Genomic DNA, 26,744 nt, shown 5'->3' on the forward strand with positions numbered 1-26,744 from the left:
TGAGTTAAGGTTAGAAGACGAAAAGAAGGCGCAATAATTGCGCCTTGATGTCAGCCGCTAGCGAGGCGGCTGAGCGCCAGCACCAGGGCCACCGCCAGGCCCAGGGCAATGCCCTGCCAGACGGCCACCGGGTTGCGCTCCAGCAAGGACGGACGTGGCCCGGCCAAACGCGCACCGCCGGGTTGGCGCAGGTCGAAGGTGAACTCCGACAACGCCGCATAACGCTTGTGCGGATCGGGATGCACTGCCCTTTTCAGCACCTCGTCCAGCCAGACCGGCAGGTCCGGACGATAGTCCTGCACGCTGCGGTAGCCGAGCCGCAGCTGAGCGGCACGGGTGGTCGCCTTGGCCAGCTCGGTACCATAAGGGAGGTTGCCGGTCAGCATGTGATAGGTAATCACGCCCAGGGAAAACAGGTCCGACCGCGGGGAGCCACCCAGACCGAGGAAGTATTCCGGCGCCGAGTACTGCAGGGTACCAAGCATGGGCGGTGGCGATGCCGAAGCATCGAGTTCCTCCAGACCGGCGACCTGCACCGAGCCGAAATCGATGATCTTCACCGTCCCGGCCCGGTCGATCATGATGTTCTGCGGGCGCAGGTCCTGGTGCAGCATATCCAACCGCTGAAAGGCCCTCAGCCCCTTGGCAATCTGCTCGACGATATCACGCACCTGTTGCAGGTCCGGCTGCGGGTGGTCGAGCATCCACTGATGCAGGGTCTGGCCCTCGATGAGCTCGCTGACGCTGTAGAGATAACGCCGCTGGCGCGGCAGCGGCTCGGCCTTGGCCACATGGGGGCTGTCGATCCGCCGGGCGACCCACTCCTCCAGCATGAGCCGCTCGAGATACTGGCTATCCTGCCGCTGATCGGTGGAGGGAACCTTGAGCACCAGCCGTTTGCCGGACTCCCTGTCCGTGACCAGATATACATGGCTGCGGCTGCTGGCATGCAGCTCGCGCTCCACGGTGAAACCGTCAAACTCGGCGCGGCTTTCCAGCAGCGGCGCAGGCGGCAGGTCCGCCAGCTTGCCACTGTGTTCGGCCATGGCAAGCGGCGGCAGGTTATCGATGCGCACCAGCTGCACCGTCAGGTTATCGGCGCTGCCCAGCGCCAGCGCCTGCTCGATGATGCGCTGGGCAGCGGCGTCCAGATCGCTGTGGTGCTCGGCAAGCAAAGGATAGAGCCACTGCGGATCAAGGTATTCATGGACGCCGTCGGTGGCCAGCAGAAACAGATCGCCACGCTCAATGCCGAGCGTGAGATGGTCGATCTCCAGATGGGGGCCGATCCCCAGGGCCCGGGCAAGATAGCTGTGCTCGGCCGATACCTGCAGACGGTGATCCCGGGTCAGTTGCTCAAGGTCGCTGCCGCGCAGCCGGTAGATGCGCGCATCGCCCACATGGAACAGGTAGGCGGTGGCGGATTTGATGATCAGCGCACTGAAGGTGCACACATACCCCCGGTCGGCGTCCTGGCCAGGCGCGCCCCGCCGGGTCTGGCCATGGAGCCAGGCATTGGTGGCCGCCAGTACCCGCTGCGCCGATTTGCGCACCGACCAGGCATCCGGCGTGCAGTAGTAATCCGCCAGGAACCCCGCCACTGCCGTCTGGCTGGCGATATGGCTGACCGCGCTGCTGCTGATGCCGTCGGCCAGCACCGCCACGGCGCCCTTGGCGCTGAGCTGAGGTTCTGCGGGCACACAGCCGCCATGGCAGTCCTGATTTACCGCCTTACGCCCCCGGTCAGAAGCCTGACCGAGGGCGATATCCAGACGCGCTCCTGGCGCGACCCGACCGGACACCGGTCGGGCCTGGGCGGCAGATGTCATGCCACCTGGCGCACTTGGGTGCGTTTGGGCGCGGTGCGCACGTGGGTGGTGTACAGCGTCAGCCCGGTGAAGGCCAAGCCGCCCACCAGGTTGCCCAGCGCAGTGGGAATTTCGTTCCAGATCATGTAGTCCATGACCGAGAAGTCGCCGCCCATGATCATGCCGAAGGGGAACAGAAACATGTTCACCACCGAGTGCTCGAAGCCCATGTAGAAGAACAGCATGATCGGCATCCACATGGCGATAGCCTTGCCGCTGACGGTAGTGGAGATCATCGCACCGACCACACCCATGGACACCATCCAGTTGCACAGCATGCCGCGCAGGAAGATGGTCGCCCAGCCCGCCGCGCCGTACTCGGCATAGCCCAAGGTCCGACTTTCGCCGATGTGGGAGATACGTTCACCCACTTCGCCGCCGTCGATAGAGAAGCCATAGGTAAAGACGAAGGCCATCATCACCGCAACGGTCAGGGCGCCGGCGAAGTTACCGAGGAACACCCAGCCCCAGTTGCGCAAGATGCCTGACACGGTAACGCCAGGCCGTCGATCCAGCAGCGCCAGCGGCGTGAGCATGAATACACCGGTCAGCAGGTCGAAGCCCATCAGGTAGAGCATGATGAAACCGACCGGAAAAAAGGCCGCGCCGATCAATGGTGAGCCGGTCTGGATAGTGACGGTGATGGCGAATACCGCCGCCAGGGCCAGAATGGCGCCAGCCATGTAGGCACGGATCAGGGTATCGCGGGTGGACATGAACAACTTGGACTCACCGGCGTCGACCATCTTGGTGACGAATTCCGCAGGAACGAGATAGGACATGGGGGTGTTTCCTTATAGGAGAATCAGAGGTTCACGGCGGCGTGGTTACCGGTGGCAAAAATCTCCACGCGATCGCCATTGAGCCGGGCCGGCCAGACCTGCAGCACCTGGTCGGGGTACTCCAGGCACTGGCCATCTTCGAGCCGGTAATGCTGTTTGTAGATAGGTGAAGCAACAACCGCAGCGCCCTTGATGCTGCCGACAATGCCGCGCCCGATCACGTTGGCCCCTGCCTGCGGATCGCGATTTTCAATGGCGTATACCCGCTCGCCCCCGTCGGCCAGGGGCAGGTAGAACAGGGCGATCTGCGCGCCGGCAAACCAGGCGACCACGCCGGAGTTGGGGACCAGATCCTGGCGCTGGCAGAGGCCGTGCCAACGGGCGGATGCCGGGGTCGAATCGATGGAAAGTGCCTGTGCCTGGGTCATCAGAGTGCCTCCTCGCTTACCGGGATGAGTTTCAATTCTGCGGCACGCGCCGGCCGGCGCTGCCCACGTTCCTTGACGAAGTGGATGTCCGGATCACCGCGCTCATCATTGACGAAGGTGCGAAAGCGCTTGAGTTTTTCCGGGTCGTTGATGGCGTTGGCCCACTCGCATTCGTAGCGGTCCACCACCAGCTGCATCTGGGCTTCCAGCTCCGCGGCCAGGCCGAGGCTGTCCTCGATGACCACCTGTTGCAGGTATTCGAGCCCGCCGTCCAGGCTTTCCCGCCAGGTTGAGGTGCGCTGCAGGCGGTCGGCAGTACGGATGTAGAACATCAGGAAGCGGTCGATGTAGCGCACCAGGGTCTCGTCATCCAGATCGGTGGCGAAGAGTTCGGCGTGACGCGGCCGCATACCGCCATTGCCGGCGACGTAGAGGTTCCACCCGCGGTCGGTGGCAATCACGCCGATGTCCTTGCTCTGGGCCTCGGCGCATTCGCGGGTACAGCCGGATACGCCGAACTTGATCTTGTGCGGCGCGCGCAGGCCCTTGTAGCGGTTCTCCAGGCGCAGGGCCATGGCGACACTGTCCTGCACACCGTAACGGCACCAGGTGCTGCCGACACAGGACTTCACGGTGCGCAGGGACTTGCCGTAGGCATGTCCGGTCTCGAAGCCAGCAGCGATCAGCTCGCCCCAGATATCCGGCAGGTCGTGCAACTGGGCGCCGAACAGGTCGATCCGCTGGCCGCCGGTGATCTTGGTGTAAAGGTCATACTTGCGGGCCACCTCGCCCAGCACGATCAGCTTCTCCGGGGTGATCTCGCCGCCGGCAATGCGCGGCACCACGGAGTAGGTACCGTTCTTCTGCATGTTGGCCATGAAGGTGTCGTTGGTATCCTGCAGCGCAACCAGCCCCGGATCCATTACGGGCTCGTTCCAGCAGGAAGCGAGAATCGACCCCACCACCGGTTTGCAGATATCGCAGCCCAGGTCGCCCTTGCCATGGCGGGCGAGCAATTGCTCGAAACGGGTGATGCCTTCGACGCGGATAATGCCGTACAGCTCCTGGCGGGTATGGCTGAAGTGTTCGCACAGGCTACGTTCTACCTCCACGCCGCGGGCGCTGAGCTCGTGCTCGAAGACCTGTTTCAACAGGGCGCTGCAGCCGCCGCAGCCGGTACCGGCCCGGGTCGCGGCCTTAAGCTCGCCCAGGTCGGTCACGCCAGCATCCACCTGGCAGCAGACCGCACCCTTGCTGACGTTGTGGCAGGAGCAGATCGTCGCCGCATCCGGCAGCGCGTCGACACCCAATGTGGGTCGGCCCTCGCTCTGTGGCAGGATCAAACTGGCCGGATCCTTCGGCAACTTGATGCCGTTCTGGGCATATTGCAGCAGGGTGTCGTAATAACTGTTGTCGCCTACCAGCACCGCTCCGAGCACATGCTGCCCATCGGCCGACACCACTAGCCGGCGGTAGGCCGCGTTCGCCTCGTCGATGAAGCGATAACTGCGCGAGCCCGGCGTTGCGCCCTGGGCATCGCCGATGGAGCCCACATCCACTCCCAGCAGCTTGAGCTTGGTGGACATGTCCGCCCCGGTAAAGGGCTCGCATTCCTGGTCGGTCAGCCGGGCGGCGACCAGGCGCGCCATCTGGTAACCCGGCGCTACCAGCCCGAACACCTGATTGTTCCAGCTGGCGCATTCGCCGATGGCGTAGATGGCCGGGTCGCTGGTGAGACAGTAGTTATCCACCACCACCCCACCCCGCTCGGCCACCGCCAGTTCTGCCGAACGCGCCAGGGCGTCCTGCGGGCGGATGCCGGCGGAGAACACCACCAGGTCGGTTTCCAGACACTCGCCATCGGCGAAATTCATCCGCCAGCGATACTCCGCGCCGGCGCTGATCTCGCTGGTAGCACGGGACAGGTGTACGGCCACGCCCAGCGCCTCGATGCGTGCCCGCAGGGCGGCACCGCCTTCACTGTCCAGCTGCACCGGCATCAACCGCGGTGCGAACTCCACCACATGGGCTTCCAACCCGAGCGAGCGCAACGCATTGGCCGCTTCAAGGCCCAGCAGACCGCCACCCACCACCACGCCCCGCCGGGCGCCCGCCGCTGCGGCGCGGATGGCATCCAGGTCCGCCAGAGTCCGGTAGACCAGTCGTGAGGTACCTTCGGCGCCAGCGATCGGCGGCACGAAGGGGAAGGAACCGGTAGCCAGAACCAGATGATCGTAGGAGGTGCAACCCGCCGCGGTGACCACCTGGCGGTTGGCGCGGTCGATACTGAGCACGGGCGTGCCAAGGTGCAGGTGCACGCCCGGCTGCTGGTAAAGATCTGTCTCACCCAGCGCCAGCGACTCGGCATCCCGGCCACCGAAGTACTCGGACAGGTGCACCCGGTCATAGGCCCGCTGGCCCTCTTCGCCGAACACATGGATGTCATACCGCGACAGGGCGCCCAACTGCACCAGTTGCTCAACGCAGTGGTGACCGACCATACCGTTACCCACCACCACCAATGTCTTGCGGTAGGTTGTCGTGATCTCACCCTTCATAAGCTCTCTCCACTCGCTGCAAACCGATATATAGGCAGAGCAGAGCAAGGGGCGTGCCAGATTCCCGGGCAGCCGGTCGATAACGCGCAATACCGCGGTGCAAAGCCTCAGCGCGCCCCTAACGGCAATGAGCGGGACGGTCTTCAGGAGGCGTTTCCCCTGAAGGGTTGACCCATCAGAGGGCAGGCCGCCGTGATCCGAGGTCCGCTTTGGTGCGCTCTGGCTCGGCAGTGGTGCCTGGGTTACTCTGCCTGCCTGGCCACTTCGAGCAAGGATCGGACGCAATGGACCCTACATACGCTGTCACCGGTGCCCGCCCGAGCCGGGCCCGATTATTCCTGCTTCTGGGTGTGGTGCTGATGGTATCGCTGTCGTGGCTGGGGACGCTCGACCGACTCTCGGCGGATTACCTGGACGGCGCGCTGATCCAGGCCTCGGTCGCCTTCGCCGTGGCCCGGGCCCTGAACGCAGTGATTTCTACCCTGCAATCCATTGAAATCAGCGCGGCCATCGCCAGCTTCGGCCCCGGCCAGGCGCTGGACCCGATCAATGACATGATCGAGCAATTCGCCGGCCTGATGCAGATGGCCGTGGCCTCCCTGATCCTGCAGAAGATACTGCTGGCCATTGTCAGCGAGCTCGCCTTCAAACTGGCGATCACCCTGGCCGGGGTTGGCCTGGTTGTCAGCAGTTACCTGGACCGGCCCCGGTTGGCCGCGACCATGTTGAAAACCTTCGTGTTCATGGTGTTCCTGCGGTTTGCCCTGGTGCTGGTGGTGCTGCTCAACGGTGCAGTGGACCAGTTGTTCCTGGCCGAACAGACGCGCCAGGACGTCAAGCTGCTCAACGACCTGCCCGGTAGCCTCGACCTGCTACAGCAGCAGGGTGGTGACGCCGCCGTACCGGATCCGGCGCTCCAGGAATTACGGCAATCAGCGGAGGCTGAATTCGACGCCCGCGAACAATCCCTCACGCAAACACGGGAACGGCTGGATAGCGAAGCCCGCGCCGCAGCAGGTGAGCTGGCCGAGGCCAGGCGTGTCGTGGACCAGATCACCCGCGATCTGTCCGCCATTCAGCGCCTCAATCCGCTGGGGAGAAGCGAAGCTCACCACCTCGCCCTGGCACGCATGGAGCGGATCGAAGAACAATTGGCAGCCAGGCACAACGAACGGGACGCAGTGGACCGCCAACTCGCCGCCCTCGCCCAGGAGCGCAGCGCCATGGCGCAGGCGGATAACGCACCCGGGTTCTGGAGTTCGGTCGGCAAGGGGGTAACCGGAATGGGAGACAAGCTGGCGCGACTGACGGATCTGGATACCTATCGCCAGCTGACGCAGACCTTCGAGAACATGGTCGAGCCCATCATCACGGTCATGGTGTTGTTCACCCTGAAAACCATGCTGCTGCCCATCCTGTTTCTGCTGGGCTTTATCAAGGTTTGCAAAAGGGTATGGGGTATCGACCTGGCGGGGTTGGCAGTGCCGGTCAGGGCACCGCGAGTCAGTTAGTGGTCACATTTATCCAGGGCACCGGGTGGACGAGCCACCCTGGACCTTCAGACGCCGTCGCCCCCTGCCGCAAGAGTCGACGGGGACGCGGACACCAGCGGGCGTTCACGCGGGTCGGCAATGTGGATGCCCAGCTCGCGGAAGCGCTCCAGGATGCGCCGGTTGATTTCCCGTTGCACGCCCCAGCGCCCCTTGTCGATGCAGCGCATCTGGCCGGCCAGGGTCACCATGGAGCCATCCACCGCATCCACACCCCAGATCTCGATATCCGCCAGGATCTGCGGCGCGTAGGCAGGATCGTTGCGCATCGCCGCGCCAATCGCCTTGAGCTCGGCGATGGCCTGGTTGATGTCAGTGTCGTAGCTGACGCTGATGCGCACCGCCGCGTTGCCCAGACCACGGTGGGCGTTATTGACCGTGGTCACCGAGCTGAACGGGACGATATGCAGGGAGCCATCGCTTGCCCGCAGCCGCACGGTGCGGATCGACAGATTCTCCACGGTACCCGACACCCCCGCGACGGTCACCGAGTCGCCTACCTGCATGGCGTTCTCCATCAGCAGGAAGATCCCGGTGATAAAGTCCTGGACCAGCTTCTGCGAACCAAAGCCGACAGCCACGCCAATGATACTGGCCCCGGCGATCAACGGCGTGGTGTTGACGCCGATCTGGTTCAGGGTGGTCAGGCCCACGATCAACGCAATAATGATGAACAGGCCGGCACGCAGCATCGGCAGCAGCGTATTGAGGCGCGCAGCGCGCAGCATATCGCCCTGCTCCCGCCAGCGGAGGATACGGCTTTCGATCGATGCATTGGCCCCTTGCCAGACCGCCAGGGCCAGCGCCACGGCGATTACTATAGTCACGAATGCCGAGGCCAGGCTGCGACCAATGGTATCGGCAGCAAACCATTGCAGGGCGTCCAGCCCCCAGGCCTGCAGCAGTGCCACCAGGGTGGCCACCGTGACCACCAGCGTAACCAGGCCACGCAGCAGCGGATAATACCGCTGGGCAAGCTGGCTACCCAGGCGGGTGCGCCCGGGCGACTGCGGCAGGTCCGGATCCTCGCTGATGCCAGCCAGCCGCCCCAGGACGCCCAGGGCCAACACCGCAGCCAGGCGCCCCAGCACGATAATCGCCGCCGAGATGCCAATGAACTCGAGCAGCTTGGTAAAGCCATCCTCGATCCGCAGCGCCCAGACGAACCAGCCACCGAGGATCAGCACCGTCATCAGCACTGGCCACACGCTGGCGAGCCAGTGTCGCAGCGCGTGCATGGCACCCTGCCGGTCGGCCGGCCCGGCAATCCACAACGCCACTGACTGGCGGAACCGGAACACCAGGAACAACAGGTTCAGATGCACCAGCAGCGACGTCGTCTTGACCACGACCAGCTGGGCCTCGGTCCCCGTACCCAGAATACCGAGCGCGTTACCGGTCGCTACGCCAAAGGTGGCGAGTATGACCAGTCGCCGCGTCCAGCGGTGAATCTCCTCGGCGGCAACATCGCCCCACTGCACTATGCGCAGGCTGGCATCCGCGGGTGACAGCAACAGCCGCACCACGGCCATGACCACGCGGGTGATCACATAGGCATAGATGAATTCACGGGTCACCATATGGGTACGCGGATCCCACCCGGGCAGCAGCTGCAATACCAGCGCCGCAATGCCGAAGAACAATCCCAGGGGCAGGAGATCCAGCACGAAGCCGGCAATCGCAAAGGGCAGACGGCGCAAGGCCTTCAACTGGGTCTCGACCGGCATCGGCGCGGCCGTAGCAGGGTCATCGGCCGGCGGTGCCATGTCAGCGCCCGACTCGTAAGGCCCGACCGGCACTGCCTCGACCCGCTCCACCCCATCACGCAGGGTCGGCACCAGCGCCGTGCCCTCATCGCGCGGGCGCAGCGCCGCCACCGCAGCGGGATCGGCCAACTCCACCGGGGGTGAGGACGTCCCCACCCGCGACTCGGCCCGGTTGGCGCTGCTCATCAGGCTAAGCACCGACTTGCGCAGCACCCGGCGCAGCAACCATTCCAGACACAACCCGGCACCAAACACGATGGCCAGGTCCGCCAGCGTCTGCCATAGCAGTTGACGCCCCACCTCGTTGAAGAAAGTGGCCTGGAACCAGGCCGGCAGCTCGCCCAACGCCAGGCCAATACGCACCAGCTGCGCGCGCAGCCCATCCGCCCAATCAGCGACCTGATCCAGGGTACGGGCCACCAACCCGCCCTCCTCCAGCGGCACGATGGTGCTCAAGGGGGATTCTTCCACCACCGGAGGCACCTCCTCCACCGGCTCCTCGCTGGCAATCACCTCCAGCGCCCGTACCACATCCTCACGACGCTTCTCGTCCTGCAGCGTATCGAGTACCTGCCGCGCCTGCTCCGGATCCAGCTCGACCTTATCAACCGACTGCGCCCCCACAATGGTGACCGGCAGCAAGAGCAAGGCGAACGTCAAGGCAAGCAACCGAGGCAGCATTGTTTTCAGCATGTTGTGTGTCCAAAGTCCGGAAATAACGCGGTCAAGTATGGGTGAGCGCGGGGTAAACAGCCAAAAATTGAAGGCTGTACCGATTCTGCCGCCGTCACAGGCAGACGTGGGTGACGCTGCGCAGGTTACATTCGTGAAAGCAGGCCAATCTTGCTGAGGGGGACAGAGCGCTGAATGAAGTCGAACGAGGGTTCTTTCCGACGGCTCACCTGATAAACAAAAAACCCAGCCGAAGCTGGGTTTTCGTTTGGTTGGCAGGGCCAGGGATTATTCGGCGCTCTGCGCCTCACCCCTTCGGGGCCGTCGTCGCTTCGCTCCGACGTTCCTCCGCCTGCTGCGCAGGCTCCGGTCGAACGAGGGTTCTTTCCGACGGCTCACCTGATAAACAAAAAACCCAGCCGAAGCTGGGTTTTTTGTTTATTTGGCGGAGAGCCAGGGATTCGAACCCTGGGTACCCTTGCGGGTACAACGGATTTCGAATCCGTCCCGTTCGACCACTCCGGCAACTCTCCAAGTCGGCGCGCATGATAGCAGCTTCGCTGCGGCCGATAAAGCGTTAAGACAGCGGAACACCGAGCCGTTGCGCCACTTCTTCGTAGGCTTCGATAACGCCGCCCAGCCCCTGGCGGAAGCGGTCCTTGTCCATCTTCTTACGGGTTTCCTTGTCCCACAGGCGGCAGCCGTCGGGGCTGAATTCGTCGCCCAGTACAACTTCGCCCTTGAACAGGCCGAACTCCAGCTTGAAGTCCACCAGCAGCAGGCCGGCATCGTCAAACAGCTGCTTGAGGATGTCGTTGACCTTGAAGGTCAGCTCGCGCATGCGTTGCAGCTGTTCGGCGGTGGCCCAGCCGAAGGTGACCACGTGGGATTCGTTGATGAAAGGGTCGCCCTTGGCGTCGTCCTTGAGGAACAACTCGAAGGTCGGCGGCGTCAGCTCCTGGCCCTCTTCGATACCCAGGCGCTTGACCAGACTGCCGGCAGCGTAGTTACGCACGACGCATTCCACGGGCACCATGTCGAGTTTCTTGACCAGGCACTCGGTGTCGCTCAACAGCTGGTCGAACTGGGTCGGGATGCCGGCGCCCTGCAGCTTCTGCATGATGAAGGCGTTGAAGCGGTTATTGACCATGCCCTTGCGGTCCAGCTGCTCGATCTTCTTGCCGTCGAAGGCGGAAGTGTCGTTACGGAACAACAGGATGAGCCGATCCGGATCATCGGTGGTGTAAACCGACTTGGCCTTGCCCCGGTAGAGTTCTGTGCGTTTTTCCATTATCGGCTCCCGATATGCGCCAAATGAGGTTGGGTATAACCTGTGATGTCCTGCCAGGGCAGGCCATGATTCTGTACTGCCAGCCGCAGCTCGCCGTCCCAGCCATCCAGTACGCTGGACAGCGCGCCGAGGGCAAGCTCCGGTCGGTTGTTCTTTTCGCTGATATGGGCAATGGCGACGTGCTTCAGTGCGCTCATGTCCACCGCCTCGAGCAAGCCCGCTGCCTGCTGGTTGCTCAGGTGGCCCAGACGGCCGCCGACCCGCGCCCGCAAAAACGGCGGGTAGGGTCCGTTGGCGAGCATCAGCGGATCATAATTGGCTTCGAGAAACAGCGCATCCAGCCCGCTGTACATTTCAGTGATCAGCGGGGTGATCGTACCGGTGTCGGTGAGCACGCCCAGCTTGTGGGTGCCGCTGTCGAAAATGTACTGGCAGGGTTCCCGGGCGTCATGGGGGACCGGCACCGGGGTTACCCGGATATCGCCGATGACAAAGTCCTGGCCGAAACGGATCAGTTCCACCGGCAACTCGGTTTCGTCCATGCCCAGGTAGGTACCCGCCGTCATGTACACCGGCAGACGATAACGCTGGGCCAGGGGCGCGACGCCCTTGATGTGATCAGAATGCTCGTGGGTGACCAGGATGGCCGTCAGCTGATGGGCGCTCAACCCGGCCGCGGCCAGCCGTATTTCAGTGGCGCGCAGGCCGAAGCCACAATCCACCAGCAACCGGGTCTGGCCATATTCAATCAGAGTGGCGTTGCCGCGACTGCCACTCCCGAGCGAGCAATAGCGCATGTCAGTTCAGGTTATCGTGAATCCGGCGGAGCAGTTCCCTGGCCTGGCTGGAGTCGCTGCTGGAGTCGATGCTGTCTTCCACAGTCACCTGGATGCGATTGCCCACGGGCGTCAGCCGTACCTGGGTCCGCTGAGCAGATTCCTGCTCAGGCTTGGCGTCACGGCCGAACAGGCGACCGAAGAAGCCCGGCTTGTCCTCGCCGGCGCTCTGGTCCGGGTTGACGTAATAGACCCCAGCGCTGCGGTTGATATCGCTGACCTGCACATCGGCCTTGGCCAAGGCCTGGCCTACCGCCGCCCAGGCGCGGTTGAAGTCGGTAGGCATGTTCAGTACCGGGTTGCCAGCGCCGTCCTGGTCCAGCGTGCTGCGGCGGGCCGCAGGCGCTTCGCCGATGTTCGACAGGGCTGCCGAATCCAGCTCATCGGTCTGACTCAGGTAGGTTTCCAGTTCGGCGAGCAACGCGCGCTCGAGATTGCTGTTGTCCGATACGGATGGCCACTCGGCACGGTCACTGCCCTGGCTGCGCTGCATGTGCAGTACCTTGACTTCGCTATTGCCAGCTTGCACACCGGGCTCGACCCGGATGCGGAAGCGCTGCTCCTGGCCATCGGTGCGGCGGTTTTCACCCACGGCGGGCAACAGCCGACGCATCAGCGGATTGTCCGCATCGGTATCGAATGCCAGCCAGCCGGTTTCCATCTCGCCCAGGGTGGTGGATTCATTCGCCACCGGCACCCGGTACTCGCTCAGGAACTGGCGCACCTGCGGCCACAGCGCAGCCGGGGCGCGCTGCGCCTGCAGCCAGCGCTCGCTGCCATTCTGCTGCATCGAAAATTCACTGAAGTCCGCGGCAACAGCCAGCCCCTGGGGGCGCGGCAGCTCGAACTTGCCTTCTGCGGCGACGGCAGCGCCACGCTGGCCAGGCACTGGCAGCAGGTCACCGATGGGCTTGCTGTCGAGGTCGGACGGCACGGTCATTCGCGGCTCGACCACGGCGGTCCGGTAGTCGGAGCCACGATCACGGAAATAGCCATCTTCGCCGAACAGATAGCCGCAGCCACTCAGGCCAGCGCTGATCATTACCAGGGTCAGTGCATTGAGCACAGGCTTCATTTGGAATTCCTTGATGGTATGGTTCCTCGGGATCACAACAGGCCGCATTCCTGCAGGGCTTCACGCACCGCCGGCTGGCAACCCGCGCTGAGACTGGTCAGCGGCAGGCGCAGGCCATCGGCGATCAGGCCCATTTCATGCAGAGCCCATTTCACCGGGATCGGATTGGATTCGATAAAGAGCTTGCGGTGCAACGGCATGAGCATGTCGTTCAGGCGGCGCGCGGTATCGGCGTCACCGGCCAGCGCTGCGGCGCACAGATCGTGCATTGCCTTGGGGGCAACGTTGGCGGTCACCGAGATATTGCCCTTGCCCCCCAGCAGGATCAGCTCCACGGCGGTCGGATCGTCACCGGAATAGATCGCCATGCGGTCACCGATGCGCTCGACCAGCTCACGGGCCCGCTGCAGATCGCCGGTAGCTTCCTTGATACCAATGATGTTGGGGATGTCGGCCAGCCGCACCACGGTATCGGGCAGCATGTCGCAGGCGGTGCGCCCCGGCACGTTGTAGAGAATCTGGGGGATGGCCACCGCCTCGGCGATGAACTTGTAGTGCTGGTAGAGACCTTCCTGGGTCGGCTTGTTGTAGTAGGGCGTGACCAGCAGGCAGGCATCAGCGCCCACGCTGCGCGCCGCCTCGGTCAGCTCGACTGCTTCGCTGGTGGAGTTGGCGCCGGTACCGGCAATCACCGGAATGCGCCCAGCCACCTGGTCCACCACGCGACGGATGACTTCTTTGTGCTCGTCCATATCAAGGGTAGCGGACTCGCCGGAGGTCCCCACTGCCACAATGCCGTCGGTCCCCTGCTCCAGATGGAAGTCGATGAGACGCTCAAGCGCCTGCCAGTCCAGGCTGCCACGCGAGTCCATCGGGGTTACCAGCGCTACAAGGCTGCCTGAAATCATGCAAGGGGCTCCACAAGGTATACGTTAATCGGCAATGGTACTTTCGCCATGGATTCAGCACAAGGGACGGCGGCTCCGTTAAGCCTGCCGGAGGCAGTAAAACTGATGGTTGAACCGCCGACGACAGACGGGGACAATAGACAGCTTGTCGTAATGCCATCAAGCGGATTGCGACCCGGTAGGTTACCCAGTCTTCGAGGAATTTTATGTCCACAGTGCCCAGCCCCCGGGAGCAATTCCTGGTGATCAATGCCATGGGGCAGCAGACCACCGCTCTGGCCAGCATGCTGACTCGCCTGTGCATGGAGCAGCGCTGCCTGATCGTGAGCAGCCGCATGAGCCGGCACGGCACCTGCACCGCGCTATTGTTGCAGGTCAGCGGTAACTGGGACGCCCTGGCGAGACTGGAAACCCTGCTGCCGCCGCTGGCCAAGCGTGAGCATTTCACCCTGTCCATGTACCGCAGCAGCGCGCTGGAAGAGCGGCCCTCGGCCCTGCCCTACAACGTGTTCGTGACCGCGGCGCAACGGCCGGAGCTGGTTGCCGAGCTCTGCGCATTCTTCCAGCACTTGGAAATCGACATCGAGGAGATGTTCAGCTTCACCTACCTGGCCCAGCATACCGGCACGGCCATGCTGAACCTGACGCTGACCATCGCCATCCCGGTGAAGACCCAGCTGAGCTGGCTGCGCGAACAGTTCCTCGATTTCTGCGACGAACTCAATCTGGACGCCGTGATGGAGCCCTGGCGTCCCCTTCACTGACCGATGACGAGGTTGTCAATGAGCATCAAACTGGATTCCACTCTGCCCGACTTCACCGTACCGGCCACCAGCGGCATGACCGTCACCCTGTCCGAGCTGGCTGGCAAGAAGGTGGTGATCTACTTCTATCCCAAGGACCACACCCCCGGCTGCACTACCCAGGGCCAGGATTTTCGCGACATGCATGAAGACTTCCTGGCGGCCGACACCCTGGTATTCGGCGTGTCCCGGGATAGCTTGCGCACCCACGAAAACTTCCGCGCCAAGCAGGGCTTCCCCTTCGAGCTGATCAGCGACCCGGATGAAAGCCTCTGCCGGCTGTTCGATGTGATCCGCAAGAAGAAGCTCTACGGCAAGGAATACGAAGGGATCGAGCGCAGCACCTTCCTGATCGACCGCGAAGGCGTGCTGCGCCGTGAGTGGCGCAAGGTGAAGGTGCCCGGCCATGTTGCCGAGGTGCTCGAGGCGGCGCGCGAACTGGCGTAAGCGTTTCATCACAGGCAGCCTTCACGGCTGGGCTGCCTATTCTCAATCAATGCGGGCTCATCTCCGTACTACGCTGATAATGTGCCTGGGGCTTATTATTTATCCAGCGTCACCCGAATACTTCCACTCAACGCCTTCCAGCGCGGCAGGACATCTTCCGGGGGTGGCGTGAAGTCGGTGAGGTTGTCCACTCCTTTTTGGAAAGTGAATATCTGCACGGCAATCAACGGATTGAGCAGACCACCGGTGTGGGCCAGGGCAAACCAGGCCCGTTCCTGCTCACCGGAGTCCGGCTTGGGGTCGAGGCGCCACCCTTCCAATCCGGCCAGGCGGTCGCCGATATAACTGGGCTCGATAAAACGCGTCAGCTTCCATTTAGTGCCGTCGTAACCGGGTCGATAATCCGTGTCGTAGGTGCCCATGGTGGGTTGGGTCTGCCAAGGGTCATTGGCTGAGGCTGCGACTAGAGTGAATATCACATTGGGTGTGCTGGTAAAACGCAGACTGTTCTTTATCGCATAGGCCGTCTTGCCGTCGTCGGCGATAAAGCCATAGGGAAAGCAGATACCGGGACCTTCAGGTACTTCATATAAGTCACGGGGCCGAAAGCGGCTGACGACGTCCTTGAAACGCTCGGCGGAGTGTTTGTCAGGTTTGTTCATGGCAAAGAAATACACACGTTGATTGCGGTAGAGATAACCTGTAGTCGGATATGATTGCCCCCCTAGGAAATAAGCGTCTGGAATGCCGAGATCATGCTGTATAGGAACTGCGCGAGATGCTTGATCCTCCAGATCCTTGATGCTCTGCTCAAGTTTGGCAATCACTTCAGGGCCGTAACCCATTTCCGGAAGCTCAGCAAGACGCCCTTTATTGGTTTCAATTCGTTCCCGCAAATGTTTCTGATAGCGCATACCGGTACCTTTCTGGTAACCCGCAGCAGCTTCAAATTCCGAGCGATCCACTATATCGCTAACGTAAACCATCGTATCGTGAAAATCATAAACGGTAAGGTCGCCCTTCGCCGTGACTTGGGATGTGAAGTTATGCCCCCCTCCCGCCGAAATCTTGAATGCTCTTGCCGCATCATAGGTGGCCCACTCCATTTCTTCGGGCACATCAAAGGTCAAGCGGCCCAAGCATTCCTGCCGAGAAGTACCAGCAAATACCACACCGAGCGGTAAACATAACAGGCACGCTAGAATAGGTTTGATCATGTTTTATTAGATGTCCTTTCCGTTGACTCCTGTGACCTGCTGACAAGTGCATGATATTGCTGTTGCTCCATAAACTGGGCCAGGATAGCCAAGTTGATGCCCGAGTCGTTATTTTCACCCCGCGTCCATCGTATAGGTAACTGACAAATAAACCCCTGCACACCAGTTGGAGCAGAGTAGGCACGGGCTGGCAGATAGGCATCCCCATTCCAAAACCTTTTTTCGTAGGGCATGGGTTCAATCAGGTCGCCCCCGCCTGATGGGTTCCTAAGGTTACGGTAAACCCAAGTTGGCCAGATGGAAGCGGGGAAGCCTTCAGGATATTCTTCCAGATTCGGCATTATGTGCGGCTGAACTTGGCTGGCATTACGCGGGATAAAATCAAAAGTCTCTTCGTACGCCTCTGTATTTTTTTTCGCGCGCACTTGCATTGCTCGCCAGCTAGCCTCCGCTGCCGGCTGGGTAAGATAACGCTGCAACCCTATAGCCGGCTGCACATTGGACGCTTTATTCAAACTCAACCCAAAGTGCTTTTTCCACAAATCTATCCGCAACCCATGCACCGCCTTGCTGACCTGTTGGGGATTCTTACCATCCAGCTTCACCGTGACCGGTGTACTGTCACGTACAATCACCGCCAGTTCGGAGTCGCGTGGGCCGAGCAGGCTGCGATCGTTGATGTTGGCGCTGCCGAGAATGGCCACGCGGTCATCGGCAATCAGCAGTTTACTGTGAACATAGATCTGTTCGGTAACCACGCGCCCGTCCAACTCGTCCCAGGTACGCAGGTTCAGCAGGGTCAGGTAGCGGCTCCAGTCCTGCAGTTCATAGACCGGACGATTGTCAGAACCGCGACGCTCTATGATCCGCTCGGCCTCGTCCCGACTGATGCCTCGGTCCAGTAGCCCGCGAATGGCCATGCGGCGCTGGATTCGCTTGATCAGGCTTTGCTCCCCAAACGCGAGGCTCTGCATGGTCAGGTGCACCTGATGCATGATGTTGGGCACGTTGAGCGGACCTTCCGGATGGACAGGCAGGATCATGTAGACATGAAACGGCCGGTGCTCGTCGATAGCGCGACCAATACGCTCTGCCAGCGCCTTGCCGATATCGTTGATCACACCCTGTTGCACTTCACCCAGACGATGGCTGAGCCACCCTTGCGCATTGAGCCCCCACATGCCGAACAGTTGGTCGAGAAAGTCGCTGCTTTCCTTATCGGCGTTGCGTGAGATGGCGTCGATCTCTATCCAGTCGAGACGCCAGATATCCCGGGCCTCCAAGGCTTCACGCAAACGCACCCGGAGCACAAGATCCTGGCGAAGAGTCTTAGGGTCGCGAAGGCTCGCCATTGGACCAGAAAGCGGAACATCTTCAAAAAGCTCACCTTCCCGACCGAACTCAGTCTGAAAGAATTGATTCTCGATATAGATGAATTGTTGCGCGCTGGAGATCGCCTGCAGCATGGCGCTCTTGCAGTTTGCCTGTATGCCACGGCTCTCAAACCCGGGAAGTATTGGCAAACTGACCGACGCCTGACGGCGACCGACCTGTTCCTGACTGAGCATCCTCTCCCCAGCGCTACGCAATACCTGCACGCTGACACCGCCGGGAATAGATTCAGGGTAGGCGGGCAGGCGTTGTGGATCTGCAATCCAGACTGGAGTGGGTTGCTTCAGGTCCAGGCGGATAAAGTTATCGTTATCCAGGAAGTGATGCAGATGTGCCTTGCGGGTCAATAGGTTGAGCCAAGTCATGACCGTTTCAAGGGTCTTGCTGACTATGGCGGTATGTTGTGGTGCCGGCGTGTTGGCCAGATAGGCTTGCTGACCGTTCCACCGATCAATGAAGTTACGCGACAGGTCATATACCGATGGGCCGATGATACTGCAGTGTACGTCCTGCCAGGGCATCCGTGGCTGGTCCGGAGCCAGGCAGCTGTTATCCGGAGACGATAACGGTTGGGCGTGCTCGAGCAGATAAGGATAAGGCGCCTGATTGCTGTTCGCCTGCTCTTGCAGTAGACCGTACAGATGCCACAGCACCGAGCTCCCCAGCTCATTGACCTTGGGGACCAGATAAGCCGGTAACGTATCGAATGACGCGCCAGACAGTAGCCTGAAGATCTGCCCTATATCGGTTTCCGACATCCACAGGTTGATCAGATGGATACTCTTGATACGCAGTGCCCCAGTCAGGTTACCCGGGTTGCTTTGCAGCTCGGCTAACCATTGCCGCAGCCGCTCCTTCAATTCAGGGGTCCCCGACAAGTCATCGACCAACAACTGTATCAGCTCAGCAGTGGCGCGTATGGACCGCTCCATGAACTGGTATTTGAGTTCTACGATGCTCCTGCGTCCCCGCTCCAGCGTACCGCCAAACCTCTCCATTCCTTGCCGAATGGCCTGCATGAGAGGCAACGGAGGGCCTCGGAAGAAATCCAAAACATGATTGATACTGTTACCGACCTGAGCCTTGGAGGGTATCGGAACAGACCCACCCAGCGCTGGTTTGGACAGATCGAACAGTGCCGCCATGATAAGACCGGTTCGGCTGACGTGCTCATCCAGCGCCATCCAACCGAGCTTGGGTAGACCCGGGTTGTAGGCGTCATTACCCCGTCTGCTTGCGTGGCTCAGACTGAAGTTGTTGTTATCTCGACGCCCATAAGCCAAATCAATACCGCCGACATACCCCAGGGTGTTATCGATCACCACACTTTTTTGATGATGCGAAAAGGTTGCACCGAGACCTTTCATATCACTTTGCTGAATCGCCGGCGTGCAGAATGCGCGAGGCCCACCTTCCAGTCCCGCGTTCAGCTGAAATATCGCCAACATGGTTTCGATATCGTAGGTGCCTACGCTGCTGCCGGGGCTCAGCCAAGGCATGACATACACTCGCAGTTGCGGCTTGCTGGTCAGTGCCTGATGCAAGCATTGCCAGAGCGTGCGCGTGTCGTCCAGCAATACGTCGTAGTTCACCTGCCAACCGGTGATGAAGATGCAGCGCTCGGCGTTGCCTATCGCACCGGCCAGGTCTTTGAAGTAGTCCTCACCTGTAGTGAAGAACTGCACCTGGTTACCCGTTCGTTTGGCGGCAAATACCGAGTCGTCGCGAATAAAAAAGTCTGGCGCCGAATAGGCGACAAGAGCCTCACCATCCTGCTGATTGATCTGGTTGACTTGCTTGGCACGAACGCCGTTGTATGCGGTGGTTTCAGTCATGGTCAATCAAGCCTTGGATTGCAGATGGGTATAAAGGTCCGCCGCGCACTGGCTGTCCTCTTTGCTTCGCTGGGCAAATAGCGGCGCATTGCATTGAGCGGGGCTGACATGGTCGCTGTAATCGAGGGCAGCCATCGCTACGCTGTCTGCATGCCAGTTCTCCCTCTCGATATGCATGCTCAATTTCACACGCTGGCCTGGATAGCACAGCCAGATCGGGCCCGTTGTGTGATAGCGATTGGAAAGTACTTGCTGCTGAGCTTCGTCCAGACGTACCAGGCCCTGCTCGTCGGTCTCGCCTTCACAGATCACCTCTCCCCCTCCATCAACCAATTGCCAGGGGGTATACGCCAGCGGAAAACCATCGTCGCCCGGCACATCCAACAATTGCATATTGAACCGGTGCTCGGCCGGTTCCGGCTCGAGCTTTGTAGTCACTGCATTAGCCCGAGCCGTGCCCAGCTGATTGCCGACCAGATCAAGCGCCGCCAGCGTTGGCACAACCGGCAAGCGGATGTCCAGACCACTACCTTGTCCTGCCGCTCCTCCCGAGTTGATCCTGATTGTAGGTCCGCTCAGCGTCACGCCGCTCGGATCGATCTTGATAAAGCTACCGCCGGCCTTGGCGGTCAGCTCCACGCCGGCGTCGATGACCAGTTTGGTGCCGGCGTAGTAGTGAATCTCGTTGCCGGCTTCGATGAACTGACCAGTGCCGATCCTGATGTGCTGGCTGCCCGCCACGGTTAGGTGGTCGTCTGACTTGATCTCGGTTTTGCGGTCGGCGTGGGTGGTGTGATGTTCCTCAGTCAGCAGCTCTGTATAGCTGTTGGCTTCGACGCGATCGTGGCGTTCGTTGCCGACGCGGATGTGCTGGTCGTGCTGAATGTTCTGGTCCCAGTCGCGCTGGGCGTGGATGGAGATCTGTTCTTCACCGGCCTTGTCTTCGATGCGTAGTTCGTTGAAGCCTTCGCCGCCAGGGCTGCTGAGGGTTTTGAAGACGCTTCTTGTCTTGTGCTCCGGCAGGCTATACGGGACTTGATGCGTCTTGTGGTAGAGGCAGCCGGTGATCAGCGGCTGGTCGGGGTCGCCTTCGAGGAAACTGACCAGTACCTCCATGCCCACCCGGGGGATGGCGATGCCGCCGTAGCGGTCGCCGGCCCAGTTGCTGGCTACGCGCAACCAACAGCTGGTTTTGTCGTTGGCCTGGCCGTGGCGGTCCCAGTGGAATTGGACTTTGACGCGGCCGTATTGGTCGCAGTGGATCTCTTCGTTGTCTGGGCCGGTGACGACGGCGGTTTGGGTGCCGTTGATGGGTTGTTTGGGGTGCCTGGGCTGGGGGCGGTGGGTGACGTCCCAGGGGGTGGCGGTGAAGGTGTTGCGGTAACCTTGGGTGAAGGGGGTGTGGGTTTCCCCCTCTCCCCAGCCCATTACTCGCCCCTCCGGGGCTCGCCCTTCGGGCCAGCCTGCGGCTGTTCTGCGCTGCGCTTGTCCCACAAGGGGAGAGGGGGCTTGTGTGTGCAGGCCTGCAGCGTCGGCGTCTGTGATCGATTCTTCCAATACCTGGGGCTGCTTGCCCTCGTGTTTGATGGAGGTTAATAACCACAGATCATTCCAGTCTGCCCGGGGATGCTCGGTCAGTGCCAGGAAATGTCCGCTGAGCAATATCGGCTGGTCGCTGTAGCCCTGGGCCAGGCGGTAGTCGGTGCGGTGGGCTTCGAGTTGCCGAGTGGCCAGGTGGGTGCCGCGGGCGCGGTCCATGAAGCGGCCGGGGTAGGCGTAGTCTTCCAGAACAGGCAGGGCGCCGGTTTGGGCCTGGCTTGCCATGAGCAGACGGGGTTTTTCGAAGTTGTAGTCGCGGCGGCTGAGGTGGCTGGGGCGGGTCTGCAGGCGCAGGTTGAAACGCTTGATGACCGGCTCGTCGGCGACCATGCCGCTGCCCTGGTTGAAGCGGGTGGGGGCCAGTTTGGGGAAGACGGTCTGGTCTTCGCCGAATACCAGTTGATGTCCCTCGGGGCTGTGCTGGAAGTGGTAGTGGATACCTTCTTCTTCGCACAGACGCTGGATGAAGTGCAGGTCGGTTTCATCGTACTGGGTGCAGTAGACCCGCTCGGGGCCCTCGTCGCGCAGCTGGAAGCGGAAGCTGTCGGTAAAGATACCGTGACCCTTGAGCACCTCGGTGATGATCTGCGGCACGGTGCGGTGCTGGAAGATGCGCTGGTTGGTGGCGTGCTGCAGGTAGGCCAGGCGCGGGACCAGGGTGATGCGGTAGCGGGTCAGGCGTTTGCCGGATTCGCCCTGGGCGACGCTGTGGATCAGCAGCCCTTCGATATCCAGGTCCGGCCGTTCGCTCACCAGGTCCAGTTCGAAGCAGTAGGGCTGGCTGATGGCTTCGGTACCCTGGAAGGCCAGCACCTTGAAGTCGTGGTCCAGGTGGGGCATCGCAAGGCTGAAATGGACAGTATTGGCCGGGGCGAACATCCTGTTTCCCTTTGTCTGACGAACAAAGTGGCCGTTATAGCAGACCGCAGCCGCCAAGGCCGCCCCAGGGGCCAGGGTTGTGAGTCAGTTGGCAGAAATGAGCACTCTCCTCGGTCAGAAGAGGCCTATAGCTAATGCAACGACTCGGCCTTGCGCAGCCAGTAATGAAATTCCCCGTCGCGCTCGTAGGCACGCAGCAACGCATGCCCGGTGAGCTCCGCGAAGCGGGCGATATCCCGCTGCGAACCCGCATCCGTTGCCGCCAGGTGCAGTACCTGCCCCGCCTCCATGCTATTGAGTGCTACCTTGGCGCGCAGCAAGGGCAAGGGACAGGATAGCCCGCGGGCATCCACCGACTGATCAGCCGGCAGTTCACTTTTTTCATCAACCATGCTTACACTCCCGTTGAGCCCGCGAGTATACCCTCGCGGAGCAAGCGGCAGACACCTGAAACAGAAACGGGTTAGAGTGTTTTCATGCAATGTATCAAAACGGCCCGCGTGCCTGTCAAAGCTCTACTGTTTTCGGTCATGACTGCCTTGGCGGTGCCGGTATCGACACCGCTGCTGGCCACTGAATTCAACCTGCCTTCGCTGGGCGACACCAGCTCCTCGATCATGTCTCGGGAACAGGAATACCAGCTCGGTCGCACCTGGCTGTCGATGCTCCGGGGCTCGGTGCGGACGCTGGAAGATCCGCTGCTGAAGGATTACATCGAAGGTCACGTCTTCGGACTGGCGGAAACCAGCCAGCTGGATGACCGGCGCCTGACCTTCGTGGCCATCGACAGCCCCCAGCTCAACGCCTTTGCTGCCCCCGGCGGCATCATTGGCGTCAACGGCGGGCTGTTCCTGCACGCCCATACCGAGGCGGAGTTTGCCTCGGTCATGGCCCACGAACTGGCTCACCTGTCGCAGCGCCACTTCGCCCGCGGGCTGCAGCACCAGCAGCAGAACCGGATACCGTTGATGACCGCGATGCTGGCCAGTATTGTCCTGGCTGCCAGCGGCGGCGGTGATGCCGGCTTCGCCGCCCTGGCCTCGACCCAGGCGGCAGCGATCCAGGAGCAACGGCGCTTTTCCCGGCAGAACGAGCAGGAGGCTGACCGCATCGGCCTGCTCAACCTGCAGGCAGCAGGCTTCGCCCCCGAGGCCATGCCGGAAATGTTCGAGCGGCTGGCCAAGTTGAGCCGCTTCAGTCGTACTCCGCCGGAATTCCTGTTGACCCACCCGGTCAGCCAGTCGCGAATTTCCGATTCCCGCGCCCGCGCCGACCAGCTCGGCGGCGAGGGGCGCAAGGACAGCCTCTATTACCAGATGATGCGCGCCCGGGTGCAACTCTTCTACGAGGAAAGCCCCGGCCTGGCCGCGCGTCGCTTCCGCGCCCTGCTGGACGGTCATCAGGGTGAGCACAACGCTGCGCGCTACGGCCTGGCCCTGGCGCTGATCCGCAGTGGCCAGCAGGCTGAGGCGGCGGCGGAGCTGGAGCCGCTACTGGAGCAATATCCGAACAACATCGCCGTGCAACTGGCCAAGGTCGAGCTCGACAGCAGTCTTGGCCAGCAAGGCGACGCCCTGGCACGCATCGATCGTCTGCTTGCCACCCGGCCTGACAACTATCCGCTACTCAACACCAAGGCCGATATCCTGCTGCGCCAGCGCGACTACAAAGGGGCTGAACGAGTTACCGATCACCTGGCACGGCTTCGCCCGGAGGACCCGGACGTGTGGTATCTGGTCTCGGAAATTCGCGGGCTGGCCAAGAATATCCTCGGCGTGCACCAGGCGCGGGCGGAATACTTCATGCTGGCCGGCGACCTGGATCAGGCCGACCAGCAGCTGGATGAGGCGCTCAAGCGCGCCGACAATTTTGTCGAGAGCTCCCGCATCAACGCGCGCAAGGAAGAGGTCGCGCGTCGGCGGGAGATCATCAAGAGCTTCTGATCAGAGGTTGCGGGTAAATTCCAGCATCCGCTCCAGCGGGCGCACCGCGGCCGGAATCAACGCCTCCGGTACCAGAATCTCGTTAGTGCCCTGCTCCAGGCTCTGCAGCACCCGTGGCAGGGTGTTCATAGCCATCCACGGGCAGTTGGCGCAGCTGCGGCAGGTCGCTCCGTCACCCGCAGTGGGCGCGTCGATCAACCGTCGACCCGGCGCAGCCTGCTGCATCTTGTAGAAGATGCCCTTGTCGGTCGCCACGATGAAGGTCGGGTTCGACAGCTCCTGGGTCGCCTTGATCAGCTGGCTGGTCGAGCCGACCACATCCGCCAGCTCAACCACCGAGGCCGGGGATTCCGGGTGCACCAGGATGGCCGCATCCGGATAGACTGCCTTGAGATCGAGCAGGGCCTTGGCCTTGAACTCCTCGTGGACGATACAGGCGCCATCCCACAGCAGCATGTCAGCACCCGTCTTGCTCTGGATATAGCCGCCCAGGTGCTTGTCCGGCGCCCAGAGAATCTTCTCGCCCCGGTCCATCAGGCTTTCGACAATCGGCAACGCGCAGCTGGAGGTAACTACCCAGTCGGCCCGCGCCTTTACCGCAGCGGAGGTGTTGGCATACACCACCACGGTCCGGTCCGGGTGCTGATCACAGAAAGCGGAGAATTCGTCAATCGGACAGCCGATATCCAGCGAGCAGGTAGCGTCCAGGGTGGGCATCAACACCCGCTTTTCGGGGCTGAGGATCTTCGCCGTTTCACCCATGAAGCGCACGCCGGCTACCACCAGGGTGCTGGCCGGATGATTCTTGCCGAAGCGGGCCATTTCCAGTGAGTCGGACACGCAACCGCCGGTTTCCTCCGCCAGCTCCTGGAGCAGCGGGTCAGTGTAGTAATGCGCAACCAGTACCGCGTCATGGGCCTTCAGTGCCGTGGCGATGCGAACCTTGTAGTCGGCCCGCTCGGTATCGGTCAGCGGCGCAGGCTGCTTCGCAGCCAGATGGGCCTGCACCAGCAACCTTTCGGAAATCTGAGACATCTAACAACCCCTCCGGGAATGGAACGGGCGACATCATACCACGGTCGCCCGGTTCTACCGATTACCCAACCGGAACTCCGCTGAGCGAGGCGAGTCAAGGATTAGGGAGGCGCTGGATACCGGTGTCTCTGGGACAGACACTTATGACGAGGCAGGACTCCCATGTTCAGACACGTACCCGGTCTTTTCTACGCGCCCAGCGCAACCTGGAACCGCATCCACGACGACATCGAACGCAGCCCCGGCGGCTTCATTCCCCTGCTGCTGATCGGCTCGCTGATACCCGCCCTGTGCGCCTATTACGGTGGCGCCATCTCCGGCTGGGAATTCTTCGGCGCAGACCAGGAGAAATTCCTCAGCCCGTACAGCGCAGCGCTGCTGGCATTGGCGGTGTGGCTGGCCTATGTCAGCAATGCGGTCATCATGGGCTTCATGGTGCGCTGGGTTCTGTTCCGCACGCCGGTGCGCCCCTCGGTGCTACGGGGCATGGCATTCGCTACCTTCCTGTCCGTACCTTTCATGCTGGGTGCCCTGGCGGCCCTGCTGCCCCAGCGCTGGTTGATGGTGCTCGCCCTGGGCGTCATTGGCAGCTATTCGACCCTGCAGTTGTACCTCGGGCTGCCGATCTTCATGCGGTTGAGCAAGAGCAAGGCGTATTTCTATGCCACCTGCATCCTTGCCATCGGCTTGCTGGCCATCGTTAGCGTCGGCCTGTTCTATCTGGAAAGCTGGCGGGCGGTTTCCCCACCGGGTGAATATCAGGGTGTCGAGGAGCGTATCGAACAAGATAACGAGCCGGCGTCACCCTGACGCCTGGCTTGCCGAGCAGCCCTGCAGAAACACCAGTAGATCCACTTCCTCCGGCTTGAGCCAGCGGCGCCTGGCTCGCCCCTTGCTCCAGCGCACTCCATCGAGCTCACCGCGCAGATAGCTATCCAGAATCGCCGGGTGGATATAGCACTTGCGACATACCGCCGGGGTATTCCCCAACTCCCCTGCTACGTCCTTGACGACCTCGGCCACCGCCTGCTTGCTCGGCTTGCGCCCCTCGGCAACCAACTGGCGCAGGCTGGCCAAGGCCAGACTGCTGCCGGCCCAGGTACGGTAATCCTTGGCGGTAAAATCCCCACCGGTGATCTCCCGCAAGCACTGATTGATATCCGATGAGCTGACCGAACAGGGGTGGCCCTCGTCATCCAGATACTGGAACAGATGCTGGCCCGGTAATTCCTTGCAGCGCCGCAGCACCCGCGCCAGGCGCGGATGACGCAGATTGATGTGATGCTCCACGCCGCTCTTGCCACGGAAGCGGAAGCGGATGCTGTCGCCGCGCAGGGTCAGATGCCGGTTGCGCAGCGTGGTAAGGCCGTAGGATTTGTTCTGCCGGGCGTACTCCTGATTGCCCACCCGGACGCAGGTCTCGTCGAGCAGCATGATGACCGCAGCGATCACCTTCTCGCGCTTCAGCGCGCGGACCCGGAGACGCTTGTCCAGCTCCCGCCGTAACTTGGGCAGGGCGTTACCGAACGCCAATAGCCGTTCATACTTGGCCGCGTCACGTACTTCCCGCCAGAGGGGATGATAGCGATATTGCTTGCGCCCACGGGCATCGCGTCCGGTGGCCTGGAGATGGCCCAGGGGATCGCGACAGATCCAGACGTCCCGATAGGCCGGGGGAATGGCGAGGGCGTTGATTCGTTGGATAACAGCCTGATCGCGAATGCGACGGCCTTCTTCATCAAAATAGGCAGCGACGCCGTCCAGCACCTTGCGGCTGTAGCCCGGCGCGCTGTCGGTGACATAATGAAGCGCCGGCGGACACCAGTCTGGGGATTCCGAGGCCGCCGGCTTCATCGCAGT

At 61.8% G+C, this 26,744-nt stretch carries 20 protein-coding genes and 1 tRNA gene; 5 read left to right on the top strand and 16 right to left on the bottom strand.

Features of this window, described 5'->3' with window-relative positions:
• Positions 1–50 precede the first annotated feature (50 nt).
• From VG99_RS03340 to nirB, 4 genes are read right to left on the bottom strand one after another with little or no spacing between them, the layout of a single operon-like run.
• Positions 51–1,829, bottom strand: coding sequence for a bifunctional protein-serine/threonine kinase/phosphatase (locus tag VG99_RS03340; RefSeq protein WP_044498314.1), 1,779 nt, complete (start codon positions 1,827–1,829; stop codon positions 51–53).
• The gene (locus VG99_RS03345) at positions 1,826–2,650 is read right to left on the bottom strand and encodes a formate/nitrite transporter family protein (RefSeq protein ID WP_044498315.1); all 825 of its coding nucleotides are present in this window, start codon (positions 2,648–2,650) and stop codon (positions 1,826–1,828) included. Before VG99_RS03345 ends, VG99_RS03340 begins: the two co-directional genes overlap by 4 nt.
• Positions 2,651–2,673: 23 nt before the next feature.
• On the bottom strand, positions 2,674–3,078 hold the full coding sequence (nirD, locus tag VG99_RS03350) for a nitrite reductase small subunit NirD (RefSeq protein WP_044498316.1): 405 nt from the start codon (positions 3,076–3,078) through the stop codon (positions 2,674–2,676).
• The gene (nirB, locus tag VG99_RS03355; RefSeq protein ID WP_044498317.1) at positions 3,078–5,636 is read right to left on the bottom strand and encodes a nitrite reductase large subunit NirB; all 2,559 of its coding nucleotides are present in this window, start codon (positions 5,634–5,636) and stop codon (positions 3,078–3,080) included. Before nirB ends, nirD begins: the two co-directional genes overlap by 1 nt.
• A gap of 284 nt (positions 5,637–5,920) precedes the next feature.
• Between nirB and VG99_RS15450 the strand changes: the two genes are divergently transcribed.
• Positions 5,921–7,147 (top strand): hypothetical protein, encoded by a 1,227-nt coding sequence (locus VG99_RS15450; RefSeq protein WP_052508683.1) that lies wholly within the window; start codon positions 5,921–5,923, stop codon positions 7,145–7,147.
• A 47-nt stretch (positions 7,148–7,194) separates the two neighbouring features.
• Here the strand turns inward: VG99_RS15450 and VG99_RS03365 are convergent, their stop codons facing one another.
• From VG99_RS03365 to dapA, 6 genes are all read right to left on the bottom strand, one after another.
• The gene (locus VG99_RS03365; RefSeq protein WP_239419790.1) at positions 7,195–9,645 is read right to left on the bottom strand and encodes a mechanosensitive ion channel domain-containing protein; all 2,451 of its coding nucleotides are present in this window, start codon (positions 9,643–9,645) and stop codon (positions 7,195–7,197) included.
• Between the two features lie 422 nt (positions 9,646–10,067).
• Positions 10,068–10,157 (bottom strand) — tRNA-Ser (locus VG99_RS03370).
• A 44-nt stretch (positions 10,158–10,201) separates the two neighbouring features.
• Entirely contained in the window at positions 10,202–10,915 is a 714-nt protein-coding gene (gene purC / locus VG99_RS03375) for a phosphoribosylaminoimidazolesuccinocarboxamide synthase (RefSeq protein WP_044498318.1), read from the bottom strand.
• The gene (locus VG99_RS03380; RefSeq protein ID WP_044498319.1) at positions 10,915–11,712 is read right to left on the bottom strand and encodes an MBL fold metallo-hydrolase; all 798 of its coding nucleotides are present in this window, start codon (positions 11,710–11,712) and stop codon (positions 10,915–10,917) included. Before VG99_RS03380 ends, purC begins: the two co-directional genes overlap by 1 nt.
• Before the next feature lies 1 nt (position 11,713).
• Complete coding sequence (gene bamC / locus VG99_RS03385) at positions 11,714–12,826, bottom strand: outer membrane protein assembly factor BamC (protein WP_044498320.1); 1,113 nt, start codon at positions 12,824–12,826, stop codon at positions 11,714–11,716.
• 32 nt (positions 12,827–12,858) lie between these two features.
• Complete coding sequence (gene dapA / locus VG99_RS03390) at positions 12,859–13,734, bottom strand: 4-hydroxy-tetrahydrodipicolinate synthase (RefSeq protein WP_044498321.1); 876 nt, start codon at positions 13,732–13,734, stop codon at positions 12,859–12,861.
• Positions 13,735–13,940: 206 nt separating this feature from the next.
• Between dapA and VG99_RS03395 the strand changes: the two genes are divergently transcribed.
• Both VG99_RS03395 and VG99_RS03400 read left to right on the top strand, forming a co-directional pair.
• Complete coding sequence (locus tag VG99_RS03395) at positions 13,941–14,498, top strand: glycine cleavage system transcriptional repressor (protein WP_044498322.1); 558 nt, start codon at positions 13,941–13,943, stop codon at positions 14,496–14,498.
• An 18-nt stretch (positions 14,499–14,516) separates the two neighbouring features.
• Positions 14,517–14,984, top strand: coding sequence for a peroxiredoxin (locus VG99_RS03400; RefSeq protein ID WP_044498323.1), 468 nt, complete (start codon positions 14,517–14,519; stop codon positions 14,982–14,984).
• A 95-nt stretch (positions 14,985–15,079) separates the two neighbouring features.
• On the opposite strand, the gene VG99_RS03405 is transcribed toward VG99_RS03400, so the two are convergent.
• The 4 genes from VG99_RS03405 to VG99_RS03420 form a co-directional block, all read right to left on the bottom strand.
• The gene (locus VG99_RS03405) at positions 15,080–16,201 is read right to left on the bottom strand and encodes a T6SS immunity protein Tli4 family protein (protein WP_239419793.1); all 1,122 of its coding nucleotides are present in this window, start codon (positions 16,199–16,201) and stop codon (positions 15,080–15,082) included.
• Positions 16,198–19,428, bottom strand: a complete 3,231-nt coding sequence (locus VG99_RS03410; RefSeq protein WP_044498324.1) for a phospholipase D-like domain-containing protein — start codon at positions 19,426–19,428, stop codon at positions 16,198–16,200. The genes VG99_RS03405 and VG99_RS03410 overlap by 4 nt, the downstream gene beginning before the upstream one ends.
• 6 nt (positions 19,429–19,434) lie before the next feature.
• Complete coding sequence (locus VG99_RS03415) at positions 19,435–21,906, bottom strand: type VI secretion system Vgr family protein (protein WP_082049979.1); 2,472 nt, start codon at positions 21,904–21,906, stop codon at positions 19,435–19,437.
• Between the two features lie 131 nt (positions 21,907–22,037).
• Complete coding sequence (locus tag VG99_RS03420; protein ID WP_044498325.1) at positions 22,038–22,298, bottom strand: sulfurtransferase TusA family protein; 261 nt, start codon at positions 22,296–22,298, stop codon at positions 22,038–22,040.
• Between the two features lie 138 nt (positions 22,299–22,436).
• On the opposite strand from VG99_RS03420, the gene VG99_RS03425 reads away from it, so the two are divergent.
• Entirely contained in the window at positions 22,437–23,849 is a 1,413-nt protein-coding gene (locus tag VG99_RS03425; RefSeq protein ID WP_044498326.1) for a M48 family metalloprotease, read from the top strand.
• Here VG99_RS03425 and nadA read toward each other — a convergent pair whose 3' ends face one another.
• Positions 23,850–24,884: a quinolinate synthase NadA gene (gene nadA / locus VG99_RS03430; RefSeq protein ID WP_044498327.1), complete on the bottom strand. Its 1,035-nt coding sequence runs from the start codon at positions 24,882–24,884 to the stop codon at positions 23,850–23,852. It abuts the gene before it with no gap.
• Between the two features lie 162 nt (positions 24,885–25,046).
• On the opposite strand from nadA, the gene VG99_RS03435 reads away from it, so the two are divergent.
• Positions 25,047–25,694 (top strand): Yip1 family protein, encoded by a 648-nt coding sequence (locus tag VG99_RS03435; RefSeq protein WP_044498328.1) that lies wholly within the window; start codon positions 25,047–25,049, stop codon positions 25,692–25,694.
• Here VG99_RS03435 and VG99_RS03440 read toward each other — a convergent pair.
• Positions 25,686–26,738: a DNA topoisomerase IB gene (locus VG99_RS03440; protein WP_044498329.1), complete on the bottom strand. Its 1,053-nt coding sequence runs from the start codon at positions 26,736–26,738 to the stop codon at positions 25,686–25,688. The two genes, VG99_RS03435 and VG99_RS03440, sit on opposite strands and share 9 nt — an antisense overlap.
• Between the last annotated feature and the right edge of the window lie 6 nt (positions 26,739–26,744).

The sequence above is a fragment of the Pseudomonas saudimassiliensis genome (assembly GCF_000939975.1).
Lineage (GTDB): Bacteria > Pseudomonadota > Gammaproteobacteria > Pseudomonadales > Pseudomonadaceae > Halopseudomonas > Halopseudomonas saudimassiliensis.

Excerpts from the sequence above, each read along its gene's own strand:
- VG99_RS03365 (WP_239419790.1), bottom strand. The coding sequence starts at position 9,645 with ATGCTGAAAACAATGCTGCCTCGGTTGCTTGCCTTGACGTTCGCCTTG.
- VG99_RS15450 (WP_052508683.1), top strand. The coding sequence starts at position 5,921 with ATGGACCCTACATACGCTGTCACCGGTGCCCGCCCGAGCCGGGCCCGA.
- VG99_RS03425 (WP_044498326.1), top strand. The coding sequence starts at position 22,437 with ATGACTGCCTTGGCGGTGCCGGTATCGACACCGCTGCTGGCCACTGAA.
- nirB (WP_044498317.1), bottom strand. The coding sequence starts at position 5,636 with ATGAAGGGTGAGATCACGACAACCTACCGCAAGACATTGGTGGTGGTG.
- VG99_RS03380 (WP_044498319.1), bottom strand. The coding sequence starts at position 11,712 with ATGCGCTATTGCTCGCTCGGGAGTGGCAGTCGCGGCAACGCCACTCTG.
- VG99_RS03400 (WP_044498323.1), top strand. The coding sequence starts at position 14,517 with ATGAGCATCAAACTGGATTCCACTCTGCCCGACTTCACCGTACCGGCC.
- VG99_RS03340 (WP_044498314.1), bottom strand. The coding sequence starts at position 1,829 with ATGACATCTGCCGCCCAGGCCCGACCGGTGTCCGGTCGGGTCGCGCCA.
- VG99_RS03410 (WP_044498324.1), bottom strand. The coding sequence starts at position 19,428 with ATGACTGAAACCACCGCATACAACGGCGTTCGTGCCAAGCAAGTCAAC.
- purC (WP_044498318.1), bottom strand. The coding sequence starts at position 10,915 with ATGGAAAAACGCACAGAACTCTACCGGGGCAAGGCCAAGTCGGTTTAC.
- VG99_RS03435 (WP_044498328.1), top strand. The coding sequence starts at position 25,047 with ATGTTCAGACACGTACCCGGTCTTTTCTACGCGCCCAGCGCAACCTGG.
- VG99_RS03395 (WP_044498322.1), top strand. The coding sequence starts at position 13,941 with ATGTCCACAGTGCCCAGCCCCCGGGAGCAATTCCTGGTGATCAATGCC.
- nirD (WP_044498316.1), bottom strand. The coding sequence starts at position 3,078 with ATGACCCAGGCACAGGCACTTTCCATCGATTCGACCCCGGCATCCGCC.
- VG99_RS03415 (WP_082049979.1), bottom strand. The coding sequence starts at position 21,906 with ATGTTCGCCCCGGCCAATACTGTCCATTTCAGCCTTGCGATGCCCCAC.
- dapA (WP_044498321.1), bottom strand. The coding sequence starts at position 13,734 with ATGATTTCAGGCAGCCTTGTAGCGCTGGTAACCCCGATGGACTCGCGT.
- VG99_RS03345 (WP_044498315.1), bottom strand. The coding sequence starts at position 2,650 with ATGTCCTATCTCGTTCCTGCGGAATTCGTCACCAAGATGGTCGACGCC.
- VG99_RS03440 (WP_044498329.1), bottom strand. The coding sequence starts at position 26,738 with ATGAAGCCGGCGGCCTCGGAATCCCCAGACTGGTGTCCGCCGGCGCTT.
- VG99_RS03420 (WP_044498325.1), bottom strand. The coding sequence starts at position 22,298 with ATGGTTGATGAAAAAAGTGAACTGCCGGCTGATCAGTCGGTGGATGCC.
- nadA (WP_044498327.1), bottom strand. The coding sequence starts at position 24,884 with ATGTCTCAGATTTCCGAAAGGTTGCTGGTGCAGGCCCATCTGGCTGCG.
- VG99_RS03405 (WP_239419793.1), bottom strand. The coding sequence starts at position 16,201 with ATGATCAAACCTATTCTAGCGTGCCTGTTATGTTTACCGCTCGGTGTG.
- bamC (WP_044498320.1), bottom strand. The coding sequence starts at position 12,826 with ATGAAGCCTGTGCTCAATGCACTGACCCTGGTAATGATCAGCGCTGGC.